The organism is Paenibacillus ferrarius (assembly GCF_002027705.1).
GTDB lineage: Bacteria > Bacillota > Bacilli > Paenibacillales > NBRC-103111 > Paenibacillus_E > Paenibacillus_E ferrarius.
Genome location: NZ_MBTG01000008.1, coordinates 16,999 through 37,788 on the forward strand (window position 1 = coordinate 16,999; position 20,790 = coordinate 37,788).

The following is a 20,790-nucleotide window of genomic DNA, read 5'->3' on the forward strand; positions in this document are numbered from 1 at the left end:
GGATGCTGCCCTTATGGATTCGTCAAATCTTCCGTAAACCACTTTTTGGACAAATTGCTTAATGTGCCATCTTTGCGCAGTTCTTGAAAAGCTTTATTGACCTGCTCGATTAATTTCTTATTGTCCTCATTCGTTAGAAAAGGATTAGCTGCCGGAAGAACATTGAACTGCTGACCAGCCAGTTGCAACGGGAGTCCTGTCTTCTTAATTGTCGCTAACGCCGATGCTTTGGTGGAGAACGTTGCATCTACGCGGCTAAGAGCCACATCATTGAAGCCCGCTTCTGCTGTTTCATAATTTACTACGGTGATTTCGCCTTTTTTATCAAAATCTTTCACAAAATTAATAAAGTTCGTGCCGGATTGAATGGCTACTTTCTTGCCTTTCAAATTTTCCAAGGATTGTATGCCATCATTCCCTTTCTTGACGACTAATTGCGCACCGGAATAGGCATATGGCTCATCAAATAAATATTTCTTCTTCCGCTCATCCGTTACAGAGATTGAATTAGCAATCGTATTAATTTTCCCAGTATCCAGAAGTCCAAACAGGCCGCTGAACTCTGACGTTTGCCACTTAATCTCATACTTGATTTTCTTGCCGATCTCCGTCCATACATCAACTTCGTAGCCTTCTAATTTATTCGTCTCGCTATTTTGGAACACATACGGATAGAATCCGCCTGTCGAACCGATTGTCAGCACTTTGCTTGGTCCTGCCGCTCCGACGGATTTCTCGCCACACCCCGATAAGCTTACCGCCAGTAGGCCTACCGTGAGCAAGAACCCTGCTCTCTTTCCAAACTGAAACCCCTTAGAACTAATCATCTGCTGGACATCTCCTTCTCATTTCTGTATTGCCCCGCCTATATTCTCACTATTCTTATGAGTTTTATAGGAATTAGGTACAAAAAAAATTATAGATGGGCAGCCGATTAATATCCAATATGAAAATCCTACTCATTTATATCGTTCTAAACCTATGAATCACTTGGGGCAAATTGTGTGACTTCAGCTTCTCCAGTCTCTGCTGCTGCAAATCGTTGAAATATTGAATAAGAAATAGCCGGAAACGTTCAAATGCTGGGGATTGCTCCGTACGATTCAGCCAAGAAAGACTTAATGTGCGCGTGCATGCCGGATCTGAAATGGTCAAGCTTTCGGTCTCCGAATCCGTTTCATGCAGTCCAAATAATTCCGGAATGAACGAGATGCCGACTCCTGAGCGGACTAGAGTCTGCATCAGCCGTGGTTCTTCGACCTCGAAAATAATGTTAGGCGAGAACCCGGCTTTTTGGCAAAATTCGTCCGTAGCTTCTCGCAAGCCGAAACCTTCTTTCAAACTAATGAACGGCTCGTTTGCCACTTCCGCCAGTCTAACTTGGCCCCGTCCCGCTAATCTATGGCCCTTGGGAACGAGCAGTCTGATTTCTTCTGTCAGCAAAACCGCGCTGGAGACCGAAGGAATATCAATTTGCGGAGCCGAAATGCACAAGTCGATTTCACGTGCCTCAAGCAATTTTTTCATAGAAAGATAGCAGCCTTGATGAAAGCGAAAATGTACGCCAGGCTGCTTGGCCACGAAGCTCGCAATCGCTTGCGGCAAGAAGGGGAGATGGATTGCCGCAATGGAGAGCACTTCATGATGTTTTCCCGCCAGTTTGCGGGCTTCTTCCTTCCCTTTCTCCAGCTCCATAAAGACCCGATCGACATGTTCCAGGAATACTTTCCCCGATTCATTCAACCGAATGTTCCTCCCATGCCTATAAAATAAGGTTACGCCAAGATCTTCTTCCAAGCGAGCAATGGTCTGGCTTAAAGACGGCTGAGCAATGTTAAGTTCTTTGGCCGCTTGCGTAATATGCTCACGTCTGGCTACGGTTTGAAAATATTTCAACTGCAATAAATCCAAGATGATCCCTTCTTTCTTCGGCTAGTGGCTTATTGAAAAAAAATAGACACGATGCGGATGCGTCGTGTCTACAGATGGCTGTTCAACCCGTATGGATCAAATTGGAAATTCAATAAGATTGTTCCTTATTCTAGGGGAATTTCATCAGGTAGTCAAGAAAACTTTTCAACCTGCAGCTTCAAGTCGTTTTCTTATACGTTGATTTGCTCAATAGACTTTCTCATTTCATCGGTAAGCCCACTCAGCGCATCCGCAGAATCAGCAATTTCTTTGGCGATGACAAGCTGATCATGCGTCAGTTTGTGGATATTTGATGTGCCGTCTGAGGACGTCTTGGCAATATGGGCAATATCAATGACAGAAGCCGTTACTTCCTCAGCGCCCGCTGTCATTTGCTCCGTTACGGAGGAAATATCTTGAATCTGTTCCGTGACGAAACGGAACTGTTCCACAATGTGCGTGAAGAAAGCTTCCGCTTTTTTGGATAAGGTCGCCCCCGTCTGCACTTCCTTCATTCCGTTGGCCATCGCATCTCCCATGCGCTGAACCTCATTGTGAATATTTTGCAGCAAGGAAGCAATCAGATTGGCAGAACCTGCGGCATGGTCAGCAAGCTTGCGCACTTCCCCTGCTACGACCGCGAATCCGGCGCCATGCTCGCCTGCTCTGGCTGCTTCAATGGATGCATTCAAGGCAAGCAGTTTCGTTTGTTCGGCAATTTCCGAAATAGAAGACAAAGCGACGCCGATTTCCTGAGAGTGTCCGCGCAGCAGTGCCGCCCGATGCAGCGCTTCTTCTGTCGCAGAAGTGATCGTCAAGAATTGTCCATTCATATTATGAACGATGGCTTGACCGGACTCCGCGCTTTTCAACGCGGTCGTAGAAGCATCCGATACGGTGAAGGAAGCTTCAGATATGCGCTGAATCGCTGTAGCCATTTCCTCCATGGATCGGGCGCTGTCATTCGTGCTGATCTGCACCGTATTCGCGCCTTCAGCCACCACTTCAATCGACGCATTCACTTTGGTATTCATATCCAGCAAATGATGAGCCTGCTTATTGAAGTGTTGTGTCGTAAGAACGAACTGCTCAGAGGTCGTAGACACATTGGATACAATGTTTTTGAGCATATCGTTAATTTCATTAGACATCTTCAGCATCGCTTTATACACCGTGCCGACTTCGTCAATGGAGTGGACCGGATTCGCTTCTAATTGCTGCCGTGCCAATACGATATCCCCCTTGGCAATACTGTCCGCACTCTCGCCGATCCACTGCAGAGGACGAAGAGCCCGAGAAACAAAAAGCATCACAAGGGCAAGTCCCAGTAAAGTAAGGACGAACATGAGAGCATATAAAAGCATATTGCTTTTGATCAAGCTTTTGGAAATCCGCTCCGTCACCCCCGCCTCGGTATCAATGCCAAGCACGGCTATCACTTTGCCCTCAGCATTTCTCACTGGCGTGTAAGTGGATATGTACTTGCCATATTTCGGGTTCTCAATGAGATCCGAACTCGTGGATTCACCCTTTAACAACTTTTGAACAGCATCTGCTGATATGTCGGTAACCTCATTGATAGGTGAGGCTGAATCTGAGTCTTTGGGTTGTCCATCTATCATAATCAGGGGTTGTTGTTTTTCATCAATTCGCACTAAATACACATAAAGAGCACCAATCTGCGTACGATAGGTATCTAACTGCTGCCTTGTGTTCCAATAGAGATCGTTTTCCTTCGGATCCTTAAGAAATTGCTCTAATTTAGGGATATCGAGCCCTTTGCTGTAACTTTCGGCTAATCGAATGCCATAACTAGATATCGTCTCCACTCCAGCATGCTTGGCATTTCGAAATTCCATCAGGATGTAGCCCGCCGATAATGCCAAAACAACGACCATAACGGCCGCAACAATGCGAACAACCAAGCGTTCTCTAAGCCATGTAATGCCAAGTAACATCAAAATTCTCCTTTATTCAACTGTATTCGATTGGTTTCGACAGAAATCAGGAAATACCTGCTTTTCTAAGGAACTTATTTCAAAAAGGACTGTCCTCCAGCAGACCTCTCTGCTCTCGGACAGTCCTTATCTTATTGCTTAACCAACTGCCATTGCTGGCTCGTGGCGCTGTTATCCGTATTCTGCACGATAGCCGCTCCGTTCGCTGTAGATGCGGCACTCACATCCATCAGCTTGCTGCTGTTTCGATTCTGGAATTTGACATATCCGCCCCCGGCATCCAGCAGCCTCCATTGTTGATTGGCTCCGCCGTTGTCGGTATATTGGATGATTGCGATGCCATCATTCTGAGAGGCATTGGTCACGTCCAATATTTTTCCGCTGTTGCGATTTTTCAGCTTATAGTAGCCAGCCCCTGCATCCACGAACTGCCACTGCTGATTCGTCCCTCCATTATCGGTGTATTGAATGACAGCTCCCCCATTAGCTGTAGACGCGCCGCTCACATCCAATAATTTCCCGCTGTTGCGATCCATAATTTTGTAGTAAGCGGATGTATCAATCGCTGGTGCTGTGCTTGGTGTGTACTGCGCGCCCGAAATTACGAAGGTTGCAATGCCTCCTGCTGGAAGCGTGTGCTGGAAGGTTTTATTGTTCAAGCTTAGTCCGGCAATAGGAGCGAGATTCTCGCTTGTGCTCGTTACCGTTCGCGTCCCCGTTACAGAGCCTGTAATCGAACTGAACGCCGATAAATCATACGTCACCGTATTGGCGGAACTGCTGTCGTTGATGGTGACGATAACGATTTTTTTGGAAACCTGATCATAGGCCGCGATGGAATTTCCATCCTGAATATCAATGATGGTATATCCCGGTCGGATATACTTGCTCCATTGCGCCATCGCCCAATATTTTTTATTCTGGACGGCCGTGAAATTGGAGTTGGGATCATTCAGATCATTGACATCGAGCATTCCCCAGCCGCCACCGTCAACGGCCTGCCAATACACCCAGGCGGAATTCTTCATGTATCTTAGGTCATATACAATGGATCTGGCCATCTGCATGCCGGAGGCATCTCCATCGCCATGTTCCGACATCCAAATTTTCTTGCCGGCAGCCGCTTGATTAAACCCAACCCGATCATTCCCGCCGTATGTGTGCACATTGTACTGGGAAACGACGGATTTCGTAGCTGCTGAGAAGCTATTAATCGTATCTCGGCCAACATCGATACTCGTTTCATCCGAAGCACTGACTGTCGTAGGCGAACCCTGCAGGGTGAGGGCTGCTGCTACCTTTTGAATAATTTGCTCCTGATTCGGTCGGTCAAAATGACTTCCCTCTTGGCGATTGCCATAGGTCCACCAAGTTGCCATTGGTTCATTGAGTGCTGTTAACGTTCGGAACGTAACACCCCAGTAGTCTTTGAAATGCTTATTCACCGTCACCAAATAATCGGCAAATGCATCGTACATATCTGTTCTCAAATTGTTCGCTGCGCCGTAATTGCCTGTCACGCTCCCGCTTTGCGTCATCCACCAAGGCGGTGAATTGGAGAACGCCTCAGCCAGGAACTCGCTGGAGGCAATTCTGGATTTGGCTGCCTGAAGAAACCAGCGCTGGTTCGCATCCTGCGTCCAATCATAGGTTCCCTGTGTCGGCTGGAAACCGGGAACTCGGGCGCGGAGCTCCATATTGTTCGGATAAGCGGGGTTTTCTCCGCCTCCGATATTGTAGCGAACAATGTTCATATTCAGTCCGCTTGAGCTAAAGAACTGATCGGCGTAATTGTTTCTTACCGCATCCGGCGCACCGCCGATTCGATTGGCAAACCAAGCAAGTGAGGTGCCCCAACCTTCCCAAGTCTGATACGAAGAATTTGGGTTGACGGCTGCCGTATACGTTCCTGCGCTTGCCATGGGTACGCAAACCGTCACACATAAACAGAAGATGAGCATCATGGATGTCACGACAGCTTTCGCTTTTCTATGGAATTTCATGATTTCATTACCTCCTTCTCATTGTGTACTTTGCCTAACAATAAGTTTAGGCTCTAAGACCGTCAGCTTCTTCACCTTTTCTTTCTGAATTAATTGAGAGAGTATCGACACCGCCTGCCTGCCCAGCTGTTCACTATGCTGCGATACGGTCGTAAGCTCCGGGTTCATCGCAGAAGCCAACTGCGTATCGTCAAATCCAGCAACCGCGATATCCTCGGGAATATGCATCCCCTGTGAGATCGCAGCTTTCATGGCACCAATGGCTACGTAGTCGTTGATGCATATAACGGCCGTTGGCCGATTCGGCAAAGTTAGAAGCTGCTGCATCAACGTGCTGCCGCAAGACATGGAGAAATCACCCAAACGCACCCATTCCTTGCGATAAGAGAGATTATTCGCACTTAATGTTCGTTTGTAGGCTTGCAGCTTTTCAAGTGTTGTTGTCGTTTCGGCGGTTCCACCCAAGAAGCCGATGCTGCGATGTCCGCGATCAATCAAATGCTGCATGATGAGCTGTGTACCCAAGTATTCGTCTGTTTTCACTCGATAACACGGGTGCCCCGGCAGTGAGCCGTTGATCAGTACAATCGGAATTTTCTTCTGTATATCAACGACTTCCTGCACTAGCGCATCCGGACAATGCTGGGCATTAATCCGGCCGCCCATGAAAATGAGTCCTTCCACCTGCCTTTCACAAAGTGAATTTAAATATTCGGATTCTCTGCTGCAATTGCTGAACGTATTGCACAGAAACAGGGTATACCCCAGCTTTTGCGCAGCTCTCTCTGCCCCTCCGAACACCTCTGGGAAAAACATGTTGGTGCTGTCCGGAAATAAAACGCCAATCATTCCTGTCTTCTTATTCACCAGACTGCGTGCCAAAGCATTTGGCTGAAACTTATGCTTCTCAATAATGGCCATGATCTTAAGCCTGGTGGATGTTCGCACAGGTGCTGTATCATTCAGTACTCGAGAAACCGTCGCGACGGAAACATTCGCTTCCCTAGCAATATCGTAGACCGTAATGGATTCCAACAGCACACACTCTCCGATACGTCGAATTGGAAAACGAAAGATCGAAGGCCTGTTCCCTAACAGACCTTCGATATCCATATCTCTATTTACTGCTTTCTATCGTGGTTTTGAAAGCGTCCAATTGCTTCTGAACCTCGGTTTGGAGCTTATCGAATCCAGCTGCTTTCAGCTTCGCGCGGAAATCGTTCACGGCTTTCACCGGGTCCCCAGCTTTGCCGTACAGGATGGCAGGTCCCATTTGACCAACGATCTGTGTAACCGCTGTCAGTTCATTCGTTACAGGAGATTTGTCGAATACAAAACGACCGTATGGATATGCTTTCTTGATTTTGTCATAGGAAGCATACAAATCCCCTTTCCCTACCCAATCGTTGCCATCGGGAATCTCATTTTTGTCCACCCGTCCACCCCAGAAATCGGTGTAGAAGTCGTCTCTTTGCACATCATAGCCGTCTGGACGATAGCGCTTGCCATCTTTTACGACATATTGTACGCCTTCAAGGCCGTAGTTCATTAGGCGGTATACTTCAGGGTCTTGGCGAATCAGCTCATACACCATCAGAGCACGCTCTGGATGTTTGCTCTTTGCACCAATGGAAGTTCCACCATGTGTAATCGACATCGAGACGAGATTATTGCGCGTGGACGAGAAAGGAAAGAATTGCAAATCTGAGCCCGGCTGCAGCTTATCCATTTTGGTCCGCTCGCCTAGGAAAGTTTGTGTATGATGCTGATCGACCGAAGATTTGCCGGCTTCCAGCTCGGAACGGTTATCTCCTTTATAGTTCAGCACATCCTCACGCCAGAAGCCTTTGTCGCCCCATTCTTTCATTTGTTTGGCGAAATTAACGAAGGTATCGTCAAATACGGGACTATAAGCCGTATACTTCGCATCATAGGATTTGCCGTATATTAAGCCGAACATGCCTGTGCTGACCGGAAGCTCAATGGCATCTGTATGCGAATTAATATAGCCGCCGGCAATGTCGCCGCTGGTCCCGTTCGGATCCCACGGCATGACGCCCGGTTTCTTGTCTTTGACGCCTTGGAAGTACTTGCCAAGCGTTTCCCAATCTTTAATCGGCGCCGTGATGCCGAATTCCTTCGCCCAATCGCCCCGGTACAGGAAGCCGTGATTGACCCATTGCGTATAATGATCCTCCGGGATGAGCATAATCTGGTTTTTATATTTGGTCTCAGCCCAGTTCTCAGGCGGTACTTCCTTCCAAGTTAGCGGAGCATAGATAGGAAGAAGCTTATCTAAAGATTGGAAAGCGCCCTTTTGCGCATTTTGCCAAGTATCCAGCCAATCCGTCGCAACGGTGATCAAATCTACCGGCTCCCCTGAGGCTAGCAGCAAGTTGTACTTAGTTTGCCAATCCGCCCACTCGACCCATTTAATTTCCAATTTGGCATTCACTTTTTGCTTTAAGATGGCGTTCAGCTTTTCCATGACTTTCTCAAATTGACCATTTTTCGGTTTATCGCCAAGCATGACGTACGAAATCGTTTGAAACTCCGAGGTATCAATCTTGTTGGAGGATGGAGTCCCAGCTGCTGTTGTGGCAGCCGCTGTCGTTGTAGCCTTGTCTGTCGAGCTTGTGCCCGTGCTGCTAGGCGTTGTACAGGCTGTTAAACTTACCGCAAGCGTCGCTGCCAATGCAACACCAAGTGCTTTCTTCTTTCTCTTGATCATACGAAATTGCCTCCCCATCATCATTTGGATATAAATTTGACGTCAGCCTTTGACAGCACCAACGGTAATCCCTTTGATAAAATATTTCTGAACCATCGGATAAAAGAGAATGACCGGCCCTGTTGCAACAACAGCAGTCGCCATTTTCATCGATTCCAGCGGCATATCTCTTGGCTGTACGTTCGAGGAAACGGAAGAATTTTTGATAAAATCAGCGCTGGTGACGACATTGTACAGAAACAATTGCAGCGGTCTGTATTTTAAATCCGGTGAAAGGAACAGCATCGCGTTATACCATTCATTCCAATAGCCCAGCGCAATAAACAATCCGATGGTAGCCAGTGCTGGTGTTGTCATCGGCAGAATCAACTTGGTGAAGATTTTAAAATCTCCCGCCCCATCCATCTTGGCTGATTCGGTAATGGCATGTGGGATCGAGGTCACGAAGCTTTTCATCATAATAATGAGAAAGGGGCTCATGAGTCCTGGCAAAAGCACCGCTAAATAATTATCCTTCAGGTGCATCCACTGCGTCATAATCAAGTAAAAAGGAACAACTCCGCCTTGGAACAGCGTCGTAAAGTAGATGAAAAATGAGATGCGATTCCGATAAGGGAAATCCGGACGCTGCAAGGAATACCCCGTCATCGCCACGATAAACAGTCCAACCGTTGTTCCGACCAACGTAATTCCGAGTGTTACCCCATAAGAGCCAATGATAATGCCTGGATTCTCAAACACAATTTTGTAAGCAAACGTGCTGAACTCTTTGGGCCACAAATTATAGCCGTGCAGCGTGATCGACTTTTCAGCCGTAAAAGAGGTCCCAAGCACGAGAAGAAAAGGCAATAAACAGCATAGGGCGAATAGACCGATAAATAAGTAGCCGAAAGCCCGGATGGCCACCGAGGATATATCAGTTCCCCTTTGACGTGCGATGACTTGCTCCACAATATGTCCCTCCTAAGCGATCTGTCATGATAAATATGCCGCTTCATAACTTAGAACAGCGTATTTTCAGGCGAGACCTTTTTGACCAGCCAATTCGCAGTGATAACAATGAAGAAACCAAACACAGATTGATACAAGCTGACTGCACTTCCTAATGAGAAATTAAAGTTGTTCATTAAGGAGCGGAAAACGAACGTCTCAATAATATCTGTCGCATCAAATAATGCGGTATTGTTAGCTCCGACTAAGTTATAGAACAAGCCGAAGTTCCCTCGAAGAATGCCGCCCAAGGAGAACAGCAGCAAAATAATGAAAGTCGGCTTCAGCCAAGGCAGCACAATGTAGCGAATACGCTGCAGAGCGTTGGCACCATCAATTTCTGCAGCCTCCACAATCTCTGAATCCAGCCCCATAATGGCGGCGAAATAGACGATGGACCCGTAGCCTGTGGATTGCCACAAATACGTAAGCACAATGATGAACGGCCATATGGCGGGATTCGAATAGGTCTTCACCGGCTCCCATCCAATCGATTTGAGAATTCCGTTCATCAAACCATAGTCATAGCTAAGAATGTTATAGGCAATCAAACCCACCAACACGAAAGAGATGAAAAAAGGCAGAAACATCAAAGATTGTGAGATTTTCTTGAACCACTTTTTGCGGAGCTCATTAAGCAAAACCGCGATACTGATCTGCAGCGTATTTCCGATGATTATAAAAGCAAGATTGTAAGCAATTGTATTAAAGGTTAGCTTCCACAGTGCCCCTGAAGTGACTAGAAACTTAAAGTTGTCAAAACCAACGAATTGGCTGCCGAAAATGCCGGCTGAATAGTTATAATTGATAAAAGCGAGATACAGCCCCGGCATCGGGAGATAAGACATGATGAGGAAAAATAAAATGGCAGGCACACACATGAGCAGCAAGGTGCGATGTGTCCAGAATCGGCGCAGCGAAGATGCACGCTTAGTAACAACAAGCGGCGTGACCTCAAGGCTGCTTGACGAGGTGGCAGTTTTCATGCGTACGCTCCTTTCCAATTAGATCGCAGCTACAGGGACGAAACGGAGCGGCTCCAGTAAAGCTGCTTCATCCTGGGCTACACTTTCCAACAAAATCACTAGATCATTGCCTGCTGCTTGATCGCGGAACCAAGGACCTGGCAAATAAAAGGAGTCATCGCTCCCGCCCCGGAAGATCGGCCTGTTCGCACCGCCTTGCGTCCAAAGCCTTCCTACCAAATGCCCGTTAAAAAACACGGTCAGCTTCATATCGCTTCCTTTGACATAGACCCGCCAGCCTAATCCATGATTATCGTCAGGAAGCTGACCGTAAAGCCAAGAAAGTGCCCCCGAAGCCAAGGATATCGGCCCCTCGGCAGCTTGCTCCGCCGATTTCAACGCCTCGGCCTGCTCCAGCAAGCCTTTTTCCTCACTAGCCGCCAGCGTCCAATTGGCAGATGACAACCCTTCATAGAGCGTGAGCTGTCCGCTTAATGAGCCATACGTTTTATCCAAATACAGCGTTAGTGCTGCTGTTTCCCCCGCTTTTACATAGGGCGTAAGATCAAGGAACGGGTCCAATGGATTTATCAGTCCAAGGGCATGACCATTCACGTAAGCATAGGCATAGGTAAAGCTGCCAGACGCTTGCAGCAGCCAAGTATCCGCTTGATCCGTCAGCTTCACCTGCTTGCGGTAGCATTGATGAGCAGGCTGCTCTGCTGACAGCCAGCCGCCTATGCTCACGATTGGCCACAAGTGATCATCCACTTCTGTTTGCGCAAAATCATCTTTATTTTCGCCAGCCTGCATAAGCTTAAATCGCCAATTTTGGTTCAAGTCCGTTGTTGAAGTAACACCTACTATACCCGTTAGCCCTTTCAAACTGTTCAAATGCAGCCCTGGCAGATTCGTATCATGGAAGTTCGTATGTCCCCATATCTCTACGCGAGCAGTAAGCGCAGAATCAATAGGCTTTTCCGGGGAAATCGGCAAATAATAGCTTGCCCCGCCTGGTGCTGCAGTCCCCAGATAACTTGCACCTGAATAGAGCGAAACGACATCACTTGCCTGCTGCACAATCAATCCTTGATAAGGATTATTCTGATCGGCTGACGGCAGCTGTGCTGCATACCACGCGAAACCTCGGTAAATAGCGTGTTTTTCTAAATAATCCGCGCGATTCCCAATGGAGATTGCTGCATTAGCCAGCGGAATGACTGGATTCACCCTGCTTTGTGTCCACGTTATGCCCACATCACGGCTTGCTGTGGATGTGGATCGTTCCGGCAGTGCCCCCACATGCAGCACGCCAGCCTCATTGATGTCCTCCAACAGCAGCGCACGAGAGCGGCTCATCCCAATAACCTCGATGAGATGACCATCGGAGAGCTGTATCGAAGCACGGACTTCAGCCTCAGCAGATGAATAAACCAGTGTAAGGCGGCTGTCCGTCTCTTCCGGCACTTCCATGCCACAAGCTGCCAACTGGAATTCCGCGCCAAAGGAGAAGCGGATTTCGCCAACGCCTTCCGTGTGGAACACAAGCAGTGTTTGACCGGGGAGCCGCTTTATTCGCAGCAATTCAGCGGTCGAGTAATCAAGCAGTCCAGAATCGTTTATGCCCCACAGCTGCAAGGGAACCTGCATCGGCAGTATTGGACAATATCCAGCTGCTGCAACAAGGGTGGAATACCGTGGCACAGTCTCATCGCCTACAGATATGTAAACGTCTTCATTTCTCTCTTGGGTATTGCATACGAATACGAGCTCGCCGCCCTGCTGTAACGATAAGCGATACGGACCTGATTGGCTTTGCAGAGGTAGTGCTTCCGCTAATGATTGACCGTAAGTTTGTATTACATGCTTCAGTAATCTGCCTTCGTAGGCTTCCTCTCGAATATGTCCTTCCGGTGTAATCATGCCGTGGAAATCATAATCGGACGTGAGGAACGAGAGAGGGTTTCCCCAATTATTGGCTGCATTCGTAAAGCCATAATTCGTCCCTGATGCTTGCAAGTAAGGGCCCAGCAGCTTTGCCCCTGCCGAGAGCAGCCTACGAAGCAGAAAGTGGGAGCGATTCGTCTCGGTCACAAGCAAGGGATAGCCGCGACGAGCTAATTCTTTCCTGTAATAAAGCACTTTCTCTTCAAACACCGGATCCCGGTCATTCGGATAGAAATTGCAAGTTGGCACAACGTCTTCGGAAAACCCGGAGGCCTCATATAATCCACCTTGACCAGCACAGGCAATCATAGGTACGGTTATTCCTTGCTGGGCAGCCAGATCCCTCAATGCGGAGATGTAGCCTTGGGGATCAGCGCATGGATAGAAATCCAGCTCATTATCCAGCTGCACAGCGATCACCGTGCCGCCTCGGCCTTGTTCAAACTTCCTGATGATCGGAAGAATTTGAGCATACCATTTGGACACATACTGCAAGAAATGCGGATCATTTTGCCTCAGCTGAACATTGTCTTTGACGAACAAGTAAGCTGGCAGCGCTCCCCCATCCCACTCAGAGCAAATATATGGACCAGGCCTCGCAATAACCCATAAGCCAGCTTCCGCAGCATCCTGCAAGAACTGTGCCGCGTCCTTCTCTCCACCAAAATCCCATACTCCCTCTTGCGTTTCATGGTGATTCCATGGAAAATACACATCAATCGCGTTATAACCAAAAGCTTTCACTTTATGCAACCGATCTTTCCATAGCCCCCGTGGCAGTCGAAAGTAAAATAAAGAAGCGCAGAGAATGATTTCCGAATTCCCATTTATTCGCAACGCTTCCGGCGATAATTGGATGACTGTTTCTTTGCTTTTGGATGGATGCAAGGGTTAACCTCCTTCAATCAATGGCTTTGTTTTTTTATGAAACCCATTTCATTCGCTTCTTAGGCAAGCTATTGTTCCTTTGTTGTAAGTATAGGATTTATTAAAAGCGCTTACATTGAATGAAACTTCAAAATATATAAGAAAACTACGAAGATCAATGCTCTTATAAACAGAAAAAAGCCATGAATTCTATCCGAATTCACAGCTTCTTTCCTTCTATTTTTCACTGATTTCTTATAGTATTCACAGAACTATTGGCGGCGGCAGCGCTACAGTCAGCATTCGCATCTATATTCTTTGACGGTCTTCCCTTCCAGTTCTTTAAACACCTTGCAGAAATACGATGTTTCTTGAAAACCCGTTTTCTCTGCGACCTCATAAACTTTCAAGGAAACATCCCTAAGCAAGAGCTTCGCCTTGCGGATGCGGCACCGATTCACATATTCCACGAACCGCATGCCCGTTTCCATTTTAAATAAGTTCGAAAGGTAATTGCTGCTAAGATGAAGCACATCCGCCACTTGGGCAACTGTGATATCTTCGGCATAGTGTTGTTCGATATAAGCAATCGCGGCTTGAATTTCCTTCCGCAGCAGCGGATTTTCTACAGGACTGCAAGCCACTTCCTTGTTCAATGCCAGTATTTTTTGTTTGATTAGAGGCAAAGAAGGAAGCGTCTCTATCATGTGATTGATCTGCCTGCAAGCAAGCTCAACTTTCTCAGAGAGCGTGCCTCTCTCCCGTGCTATCGTCGTGACAAGCCCTGTCAGCTCCATGAATAGTTGCTTTAATTGTGCCAGAGGCGGCTTTCTTTGATTCAGACTTTGAAAAAACAGCTCCGTTTGAGCTTCTACGTCCGCCACGAATCCGCTTCTCATGGCGGCCGCCAATTTCTGCATCAAGAGGCTGTCTCGCTCTGGTTCTGCCCCTTGGGCGTTCTTACCCGCGTAGGTATAGATTTGCCCCAGTCCTTCATAAATCGACTGCTCCAATGCCCTTTCAGCCTGCTTATACAACGTTGGCCAATCTTTCAGCCCATAGCCAAGCAAGCTGATTCCCACTGTCAGGCTGCCCTCTTCCTTGGATCGGTTAACCATATTGGATACCTGCCTGAATGCTTCCTCACTGCATTTGCGCTCGCTCTTTTCATGCGGAAATGCAGCCACAATCACCGTTCTCTGATTTGATATCGGGATGGTGACCGTCATTTGCTCATTCGGCATTTCCGAAGACGGAATGGGCGTTATGGGTTTAAACTCACCGTCAATGATCATAACGACAGTAGGGCCGCTTACTTTTGGAAAACGGACAGCACTGGCTTGATCCTCCATCTCCTGGATCGTCTTCAATTCGCCAAACAGCAGCTTGCGTCCCAATATGCACCGCATCTCCTGCAAGTTGGCTTCACGAATATTCGCTTGCTTGCTTTGCTCGTGATCTTGCAGGATCTTCACGTTCATCTGCTGCAGCAGCTGCTGCAGAGTGTCCGGCTCCAGATCATGCTTTAATAAATAGTCCTCGGCCCCCAACTTCAAGGCTTCCTTGACGAAGCGGAAATCATCAAACGAGCTGAGGGCAACAATTTTAATTGACGCATCCTGTTGTTTAACCTGCTGAATCAAATCAATGCCATTCATTTCCGGCATGGAGATGTCCGTAACAATCAGATCCACATGCTGATGCTGCAGCAAATCAAGCGCATGCACGCCATTGAGCGCTTCACTCACAATCTGAAAGCCGTAATCCTCCCAGCGAATGATTGATTTAATCGCATATCGGTATATCGCATTATCTTCAACGATCATGGCGTTCAGCATGCTCATTCCTCCTTTGGCGATGCGTTCTATATGGAATACGCACAATCGCTTTCGTACCAGCCCCTGGCATGCTTTCAAAGCTAAGGCCATAATTTTGCCCATAATACAATTGAATACGTTCATTTACATTATGAATGCCGATGCTGGCAACACCTGGGACCGCTTCTTTCCGAGTGGCTGTATGCAGTAGATTAGCCGCTTTCACCTCTTCCATGCCAACGCCGTTGTCCTCTACCATAACGAAAAGCTCTTTGCCCGTTACCCTCGCGGATACAACAATGCGGCCACTTCCCTTGGACATTTCGATACCGTGAAGAATCGCATTTTCGACCAGCGGCTGCAGAATGAAATACGGCACTTCGCTTTCCAGCCACTGCTCATCCACCTTATATTCCACCTGAAACGCTTCTCCGTATCCGATCTTTTGGATATAAATATAGTTGTTCAATTGCGCTATTTCTTGCTCCAGGCTATGAAATTCGCCAACCCGCCGCACCGATGACTTCAACAAATCGATCACTGAACTGACCATTCGCTCGATCTCGGATTGTTGGTTCATACGAGCATACCATTTGACAGTGCCAAGGGTGTTATATAAAAAATGCGGATTAATTTGACTCATCAAAACCGTGAATTCCGCCTGCTGCTTGGCGATTTGCTCTTTGTATACGGTGTTGATAAGCTCGTTAATCCGAGCCAGCATGAAGTTGAACCGCACCGATAAACTGCCGATTTCATCTTTGCCTAACGGTATAATCCGCACATCCAAATTGCCATCTTCTACACGACGCATCGTCTGCTCCAATATTTTGATATTGCGGGTCGAAGATTTGGAAAGCAGTACAGCAATTCCCGTTGAGATCAGCACCGCGATCAGAGAAACCAGCACGATGACCAGCACGAGAACCCGTGTATCTGAGAACAGCGATGACATCGGAATGAAGCATAGTACACGCCAGCCCAATGTGGAGGTTCTTTCCTGGACGAATAAATAATCGCCCGCTGCCGAATGCTCGACCGTTGCCATCGAAGCATCCTGCTCATTCAGCACATAATTGGAGCTGTTTGTGATCAAGTTGTCCGCATCCGAATTCCCGCCACCAGCCAACAATTCATTGAAAGCATTCAGAATCGCGACATTATTTTGCTTAATAATCGAGCTTCCGCTCCCCAGAGAAAGAAAATAATCAGCATCCATGCTGAATACAATCGTGCCTAGACTCCGATCAATTTGACTCACATCAACAAAATCCCGCACAAGAAACACTTCATTTCGCTTGCGCAAAGAAGGCGACCACGCCATCGTTCGTCCATGGTTCGTTAAATAGGAAGCAGCGCCCTTCATCATTTCGCCAACATCTTCCTGATTGAGTGTATGACCGAGCCCCTTCTTATTTTCCCACCAATACATCTGCCCTCTTCCCGTCTTGATCATAATGGCATTCATGTAAGGATTGCCGTTCCCATATTGGGCAAGCAGAAATTCCATCCGACTGCGGAAAGCCGGATAATTCTCAGCCGTCACCTGCTCCCCTTGTTCGGCAACGATCTGCCTGATGCTGCTGTCACTGAGCACATAAACCGATGAGGTGAACGCTTCTTTGGCTCTGTTCTCAATATTATCCGATACCTGATGAATGACTTGCATGGAGAGGTCTCTTGTGTTCGATTCTATGAACTTCGTAGAGGCATAGATCGCGACGCCGCCTATCGCTGTCGAAATGAACAAAATGAGAATCATATTAGATAAAAATATTTTGGTGCGGAAGCGAAAATCTTTGATCCTGCTTCGATACCATGGATTAGCTGCCATTGCTCAACGCTCCTTGCCGACTGTCATTTGGATGACTTGCGAATCCGATCGAACCCTTGATCCAGCTCTTGGATGCATTGCTCTGCATTGTGGGTGCGGTCAAGAATGAATCTCGTCAGCGCATTGACGAACACCTTTTGAAGATCTTGGTTTACGAAATCAGTCGGCAAGCTGGTCCAATCGTACGTTCGGCCTGTTTGAATATACGTTTCATCCAGTTCCACATACGTTGGATCGAAATCACTCGGCAAGCCCTTGATGACAGATAAAGCCTTCTTATTCGTTTGGAAAATAGTGCCCATTTCCTTGGAAGCAAACAGCGCTAACGTTTGCAGCGCAGCTTCCTTATTGGGTGAATGGGGGTTAATCACAATGCCGCCTGTCGATTTCAAGCCAAACTTGGCATCGTGCGGATCGTTGGAATAGGGAAACGCGAACAGTCCCAGATTGCTCGCAGGATTTTTGGATTTCACTCCATCCACCGTCCACGTTCCGTTAATAATCATAGCCGCTTTCCCTTCGGCAAGAAGCAGCTGGGCTTGGTTCCAATCCGTCTCGAAAGGCTTTATATTGACATAGCTTAAACGTTCGCCAAATCGTTGTAGAATGTCTTTGAAATGAATTTGATCTTCCGCAAAAGATGTCCGGCCAGCTTCAATATCGGCAATCCAATTCCGATTCTCTGCATGTTGATTAGCCAACAAGTCGGCCGCGATGTCCCACACAACCGTCCAGCTATCCTTATACCCTGCGGCGATCGGAATGATTCCGACATTTTGCAGCGCCTTGCATGCTTCTAAGAATTGTTCCCATGTCGAAGGGGGACTAAGGATGCCAGCCTTGGCGAATGCCTCTTTGTTATAAACGACGCCAGCGCCGTTCACATCAATAGGCAGCGCCCAAATATGCCCATTGGCTGTCCGCACGCCGTTCAGAAAGCGCTCGTCGATCTGAGAAAGAAAGGACTGGTTCGTTAAGTCGAGTGCATACCCCGTCCGAATCAAGTCCTGGGCCGATTCCAAATTATCGATCATATACATGTCCGGCATATTGTTGGAGATTGCCCGCGTACGCAGCAAGCTCATATAGTTCCCTCCATCTACACCTGTCAACGTGAAGGTATAAGACGGATGACGCTGGGTAAATAGCTGCGTGCCAGCCTCCAGCCATTTGCGTGCGCCCTCTTCGTCAAAATGATGGATCCACGTCAGCGTTTGTTCCTTTGGCTGTTTCTTCGGAACCGATGTCAATGGCTGCGTTTGACAGGCGGTTAGCACCAGCGAAAGGGCAGCACCAACTGCCAACAAATGAAGCTTCATTCCCTTCACCCATTTCATGATAGCGTTTACAAGTATTATAGCGGACAGGCGCAATAAAAAAAACCGCCTATTTCCCCTAAGGAAAATTCACGGTTTGCTCATGTATATGTAATATGCACACCCGCATGCAAGCGAGTGGCTTCATTAATTCTCGCTGGGGGATATTGAACGGGCATCTGCTTCAATGATATCCATCATCTTCTTCATCGATTGCTTAATTTGTTCGGAAGAGGGCAAAGAAAGATTGCTATAGGTTTGTTTAACAACATCCGTTAACACCGAATCAAACATACATTCAAAATGCTCGTGTTTCATACTGAATATTTCCCTCCTTATTTTCATTTTATTGGAAATTTACATAATCTTATCTTATCCTGAAGTCAGCTAGATATCAGCGCATAAAATATTTGCATCCGTATACATATTTCTTTCATATTCATGCATTTTTTTTGCGCTATTGCATGATTATGAAAGAAGAGACTGTCTCAGCAGGTTAAAAACCCGCGAGCAGCCTCTTCTTTGTTTTATTTAACTTTTACTCCAGCTAAACTGCCACCTTTTACAAACAAACGCTGAATGTTGGCTTCAACCGTAGGGTCGGCGATGAGCGGCGGTGCATGGTGCGGTTTGATACGGGCGTCGATAATCAGATTGTCACAGCCCCAATGCTTATTGTCGTAATAACTGTTTACCCCGTGAATATCATGGGAGGGATTGCTTCGCGTGAATGTCACCCACAGGAAATTATTGATCGTTTCACTTACGAAATCACTGTCATCACACAGAATAATCATCGGACAGGATGGCATGGAACCTTTCAACTGCAGGTTTGCGCTTAGTTCCTGCGCTTCCTTCTGTGCATTGTCATATGTTGAAAATGACGGTCCTTGCATCGCCACGATCCCTGGCATAATGAAACGGGGATTCGTGAACGTTGGCAATCCTTTCAACTGTTCCGGAACTTCTGTGCACAAGTCTCTTATTTTCTCACCGCTCGCAGCAAAAACCACTTTGCTCCCTTGGTTCAAGCCGGTACCTGAATAATCCAGCGTATCGATCGTTGTATGAGTTTGGAAATGAATATCCCTGTGCAAATCCATTCTCTCTAGCATATAAGCTAAAAACTCAGACTCCTTATGGCTATCCAAAGGCTGCTTGTCCTCAGCCGTAATAAATAAGTACTTGGCCAAACTAAGCTGCCCGGTTCCTAGAATGCGGTTCGCGATGGTCAATAGTTCCGCAGGTCGTTTGACTTGCTGGTACGGCGTATAACGCTCGCTGCCAATCGCAAAAAGCAGCGGATGCACGCCAGCCGCATCTACAGCATGCACTTCTTTGACACCAGGAATCTCCTGCTTGATGGCATCTCCGGTTAACTCGTGTATCAAAGCACCGAACGACGTGTCTTCTTGAGGAGGACGTCCGACCACTGTAAATGGCCAAATGGCGTTTTCCCTTGCATAAACCTTGTGCACCCGCATTAACGGAAACTCATGTGTCAAGCTATAGTAACCCAAATGGTCGCCGAAAGGCCCCTCTGGCTTGGTTTCACCTGGGTAAATGTCACCTGTGATTACAAAATCAGCATCATTGCTAATACAATACCCGTCTATATAGCTATAACGAAACCTGCGCCCCGCCAGCATGCCTGCAAAAGTAAGTTCGCTTAAACCTTCTGGCAGCGGCATAACCGCAGACAGCGTGTGAGCAGGCGGCCCTCCAATGAAAATACTAACTTTCAAAGGCTCGCCTTTCTTCGTCGCTTTGTCTTGGTGGACACCAATTCCGCGATGTATTTGGTAATGGACGCCAATTTCCTTATTCAACTCATAGTCATTGCCATTCAACTGAATCCGATACATGCCCAGATTAGCATTCATAATTCCCGCATTTTCCGGATCTTCACTATAGACCTGAGGCAGTGTCACGAATGCCCCTCCGTCATTCAGCCAATGCTGGATGAGCGGCAAATCCGAAATATTGATTTCCTGCGCACTCACAGGCACACTCGATGATGTCTTCAAAGGAAGTGCCTTGAAAGCCGTTAATCCGTTACGAACATGAGCAAACGGTTTTTTTAACGCCTTGATCGGGTCTTGCCTGAGGGCAATAACGTTCTGGACATCCTCCCAGTTTTTGCGGAAAATAAATTGACTACGTTCTAAAGTCCCGAACAAGTTAGAAACAGCCCTGAATTTCGAACCTTTTACCTTTTCAAATAATAGGGCTGGACCACCCGCTTCATACACTTTCATATGGATAGCAGCCATCTCGAGATAAGGGTCCACTTCTTCCCCAATGCGAACTAAATGACCATGTTTCTCCAAATCAATAAGGCATTCTTCTAAATTTTGATACATATCAGTAACTCCTATGTGTAAGTCATCTTATTTATTATAGCCGTTCTTTGGCGCTACGTCTTCTTTGACCACCTTATTGCGGGCAAAA

At 47.2% G+C, this 20,790-nt stretch carries 14 protein-coding genes; all 14 read right to left on the minus strand.

Annotated elements, in window-relative coordinates:
• Positions 1 to 11 precede the first annotated feature (11 nt).
• Positions 12 to 827 carry an amino acid ABC transporter substrate-binding protein gene (locus BC351_RS09660; RefSeq protein WP_079411215.1) on the minus strand — a complete coding sequence of 272 codons (816 nt, stop codon included), beginning with the start codon at positions 825 to 827 and terminating at the stop codon, positions 12 to 14.
• Positions 828 to 963: 136 nt separating this feature from the next.
• Positions 964 to 1,911, minus strand: a complete 948-nt coding sequence (locus BC351_RS09665; protein WP_079411217.1) for a LysR family transcriptional regulator — start codon at positions 1,909 to 1,911, stop codon at positions 964 to 966.
• Positions 1,912 to 2,102: 191 nt separating this feature from the next.
• Entirely contained in the window at positions 2,103 to 3,869 is a 1,767-nt protein-coding gene (locus BC351_RS09670; protein WP_079411219.1) for a methyl-accepting chemotaxis protein, read from the minus strand.
• A gap of 131 nt (positions 3,870 to 4,000) precedes the next feature.
• Positions 4,001 to 5,872: an RICIN domain-containing protein gene (locus BC351_RS09675; RefSeq protein WP_079411221.1), complete on the minus strand. Its 1,872-nt coding sequence runs from the start codon at positions 5,870 to 5,872 to the stop codon at positions 4,001 to 4,003.
• 18 nt (positions 5,873 to 5,890) lie between these two features.
• On the minus strand, positions 5,891 to 6,985 hold the full coding sequence (locus tag BC351_RS09680; RefSeq protein WP_341865984.1) for a LacI family DNA-binding transcriptional regulator: 1,095 nt from the start codon (positions 6,983 to 6,985) through the stop codon (positions 5,891 to 5,893).
• 4 nt (positions 6,986 to 6,989) lie between these two features.
• On the minus strand, positions 6,990 to 8,603 hold the full coding sequence (locus BC351_RS09685) for a DUF3502 domain-containing protein (RefSeq protein ID WP_079411223.1): 1,614 nt from the start codon (positions 8,601 to 8,603) through the stop codon (positions 6,990 to 6,992).
• Positions 8,604 to 8,645: 42 nt separating this feature from the next.
• On the minus strand, positions 8,646 to 9,554 hold the full coding sequence (locus BC351_RS09690; RefSeq protein WP_079411225.1) for a carbohydrate ABC transporter permease: 909 nt from the start codon (positions 9,552 to 9,554) through the stop codon (positions 8,646 to 8,648).
• A gap of 50 nt (positions 9,555 to 9,604) precedes the next feature.
• Entirely contained in the window at positions 9,605 to 10,474 is an 870-nt protein-coding gene (locus tag BC351_RS09695; RefSeq protein WP_244208950.1) for an ABC transporter permease, read from the minus strand.
• Between the two features lie 123 nt (positions 10,475 to 10,597).
• A complete protein-coding gene (locus BC351_RS09700) occupies positions 10,598 to 13,393 on the minus strand; it encodes a beta-galactosidase (RefSeq protein ID WP_079411229.1) in 2,796 nt (931 codons plus the stop codon).
• A 275-nt stretch (positions 13,394 to 13,668) separates the two neighbouring features.
• Positions 13,669 to 15,210, minus strand: coding sequence for a response regulator (locus BC351_RS09705; protein ID WP_158082036.1), 1,542 nt, complete (start codon positions 15,208 to 15,210; stop codon positions 13,669 to 13,671).
• Entirely contained in the window at positions 15,188 to 17,023 is a 1,836-nt protein-coding gene (locus tag BC351_RS09710; protein WP_079411233.1) for a sensor histidine kinase, read from the minus strand. The genes BC351_RS09705 and BC351_RS09710 overlap by 23 nt, the downstream gene beginning before the upstream one ends.
• Positions 17,024 to 17,046: 23 nt before the next feature.
• Positions 17,047 to 18,342 (minus strand): ABC transporter substrate-binding protein, encoded by a 1,296-nt coding sequence (locus BC351_RS09715; RefSeq protein ID WP_158082037.1) that lies wholly within the window; start codon positions 18,340 to 18,342, stop codon positions 17,047 to 17,049.
• Between the two features lie 144 nt (positions 18,343 to 18,486).
• Positions 18,487 to 18,657, minus strand: a complete 171-nt coding sequence (locus BC351_RS42150) for a hypothetical protein (RefSeq protein WP_158082038.1) — start codon at positions 18,655 to 18,657, stop codon at positions 18,487 to 18,489.
• Between the two features lie 209 nt (positions 18,658 to 18,866).
• Entirely contained in the window at positions 18,867 to 20,702 is a 1,836-nt protein-coding gene (locus tag BC351_RS09720; RefSeq protein ID WP_079411237.1) for a UbiD family decarboxylase, read from the minus strand.
• Positions 20,703 to 20,790 lie beyond the last annotated feature (88 nt).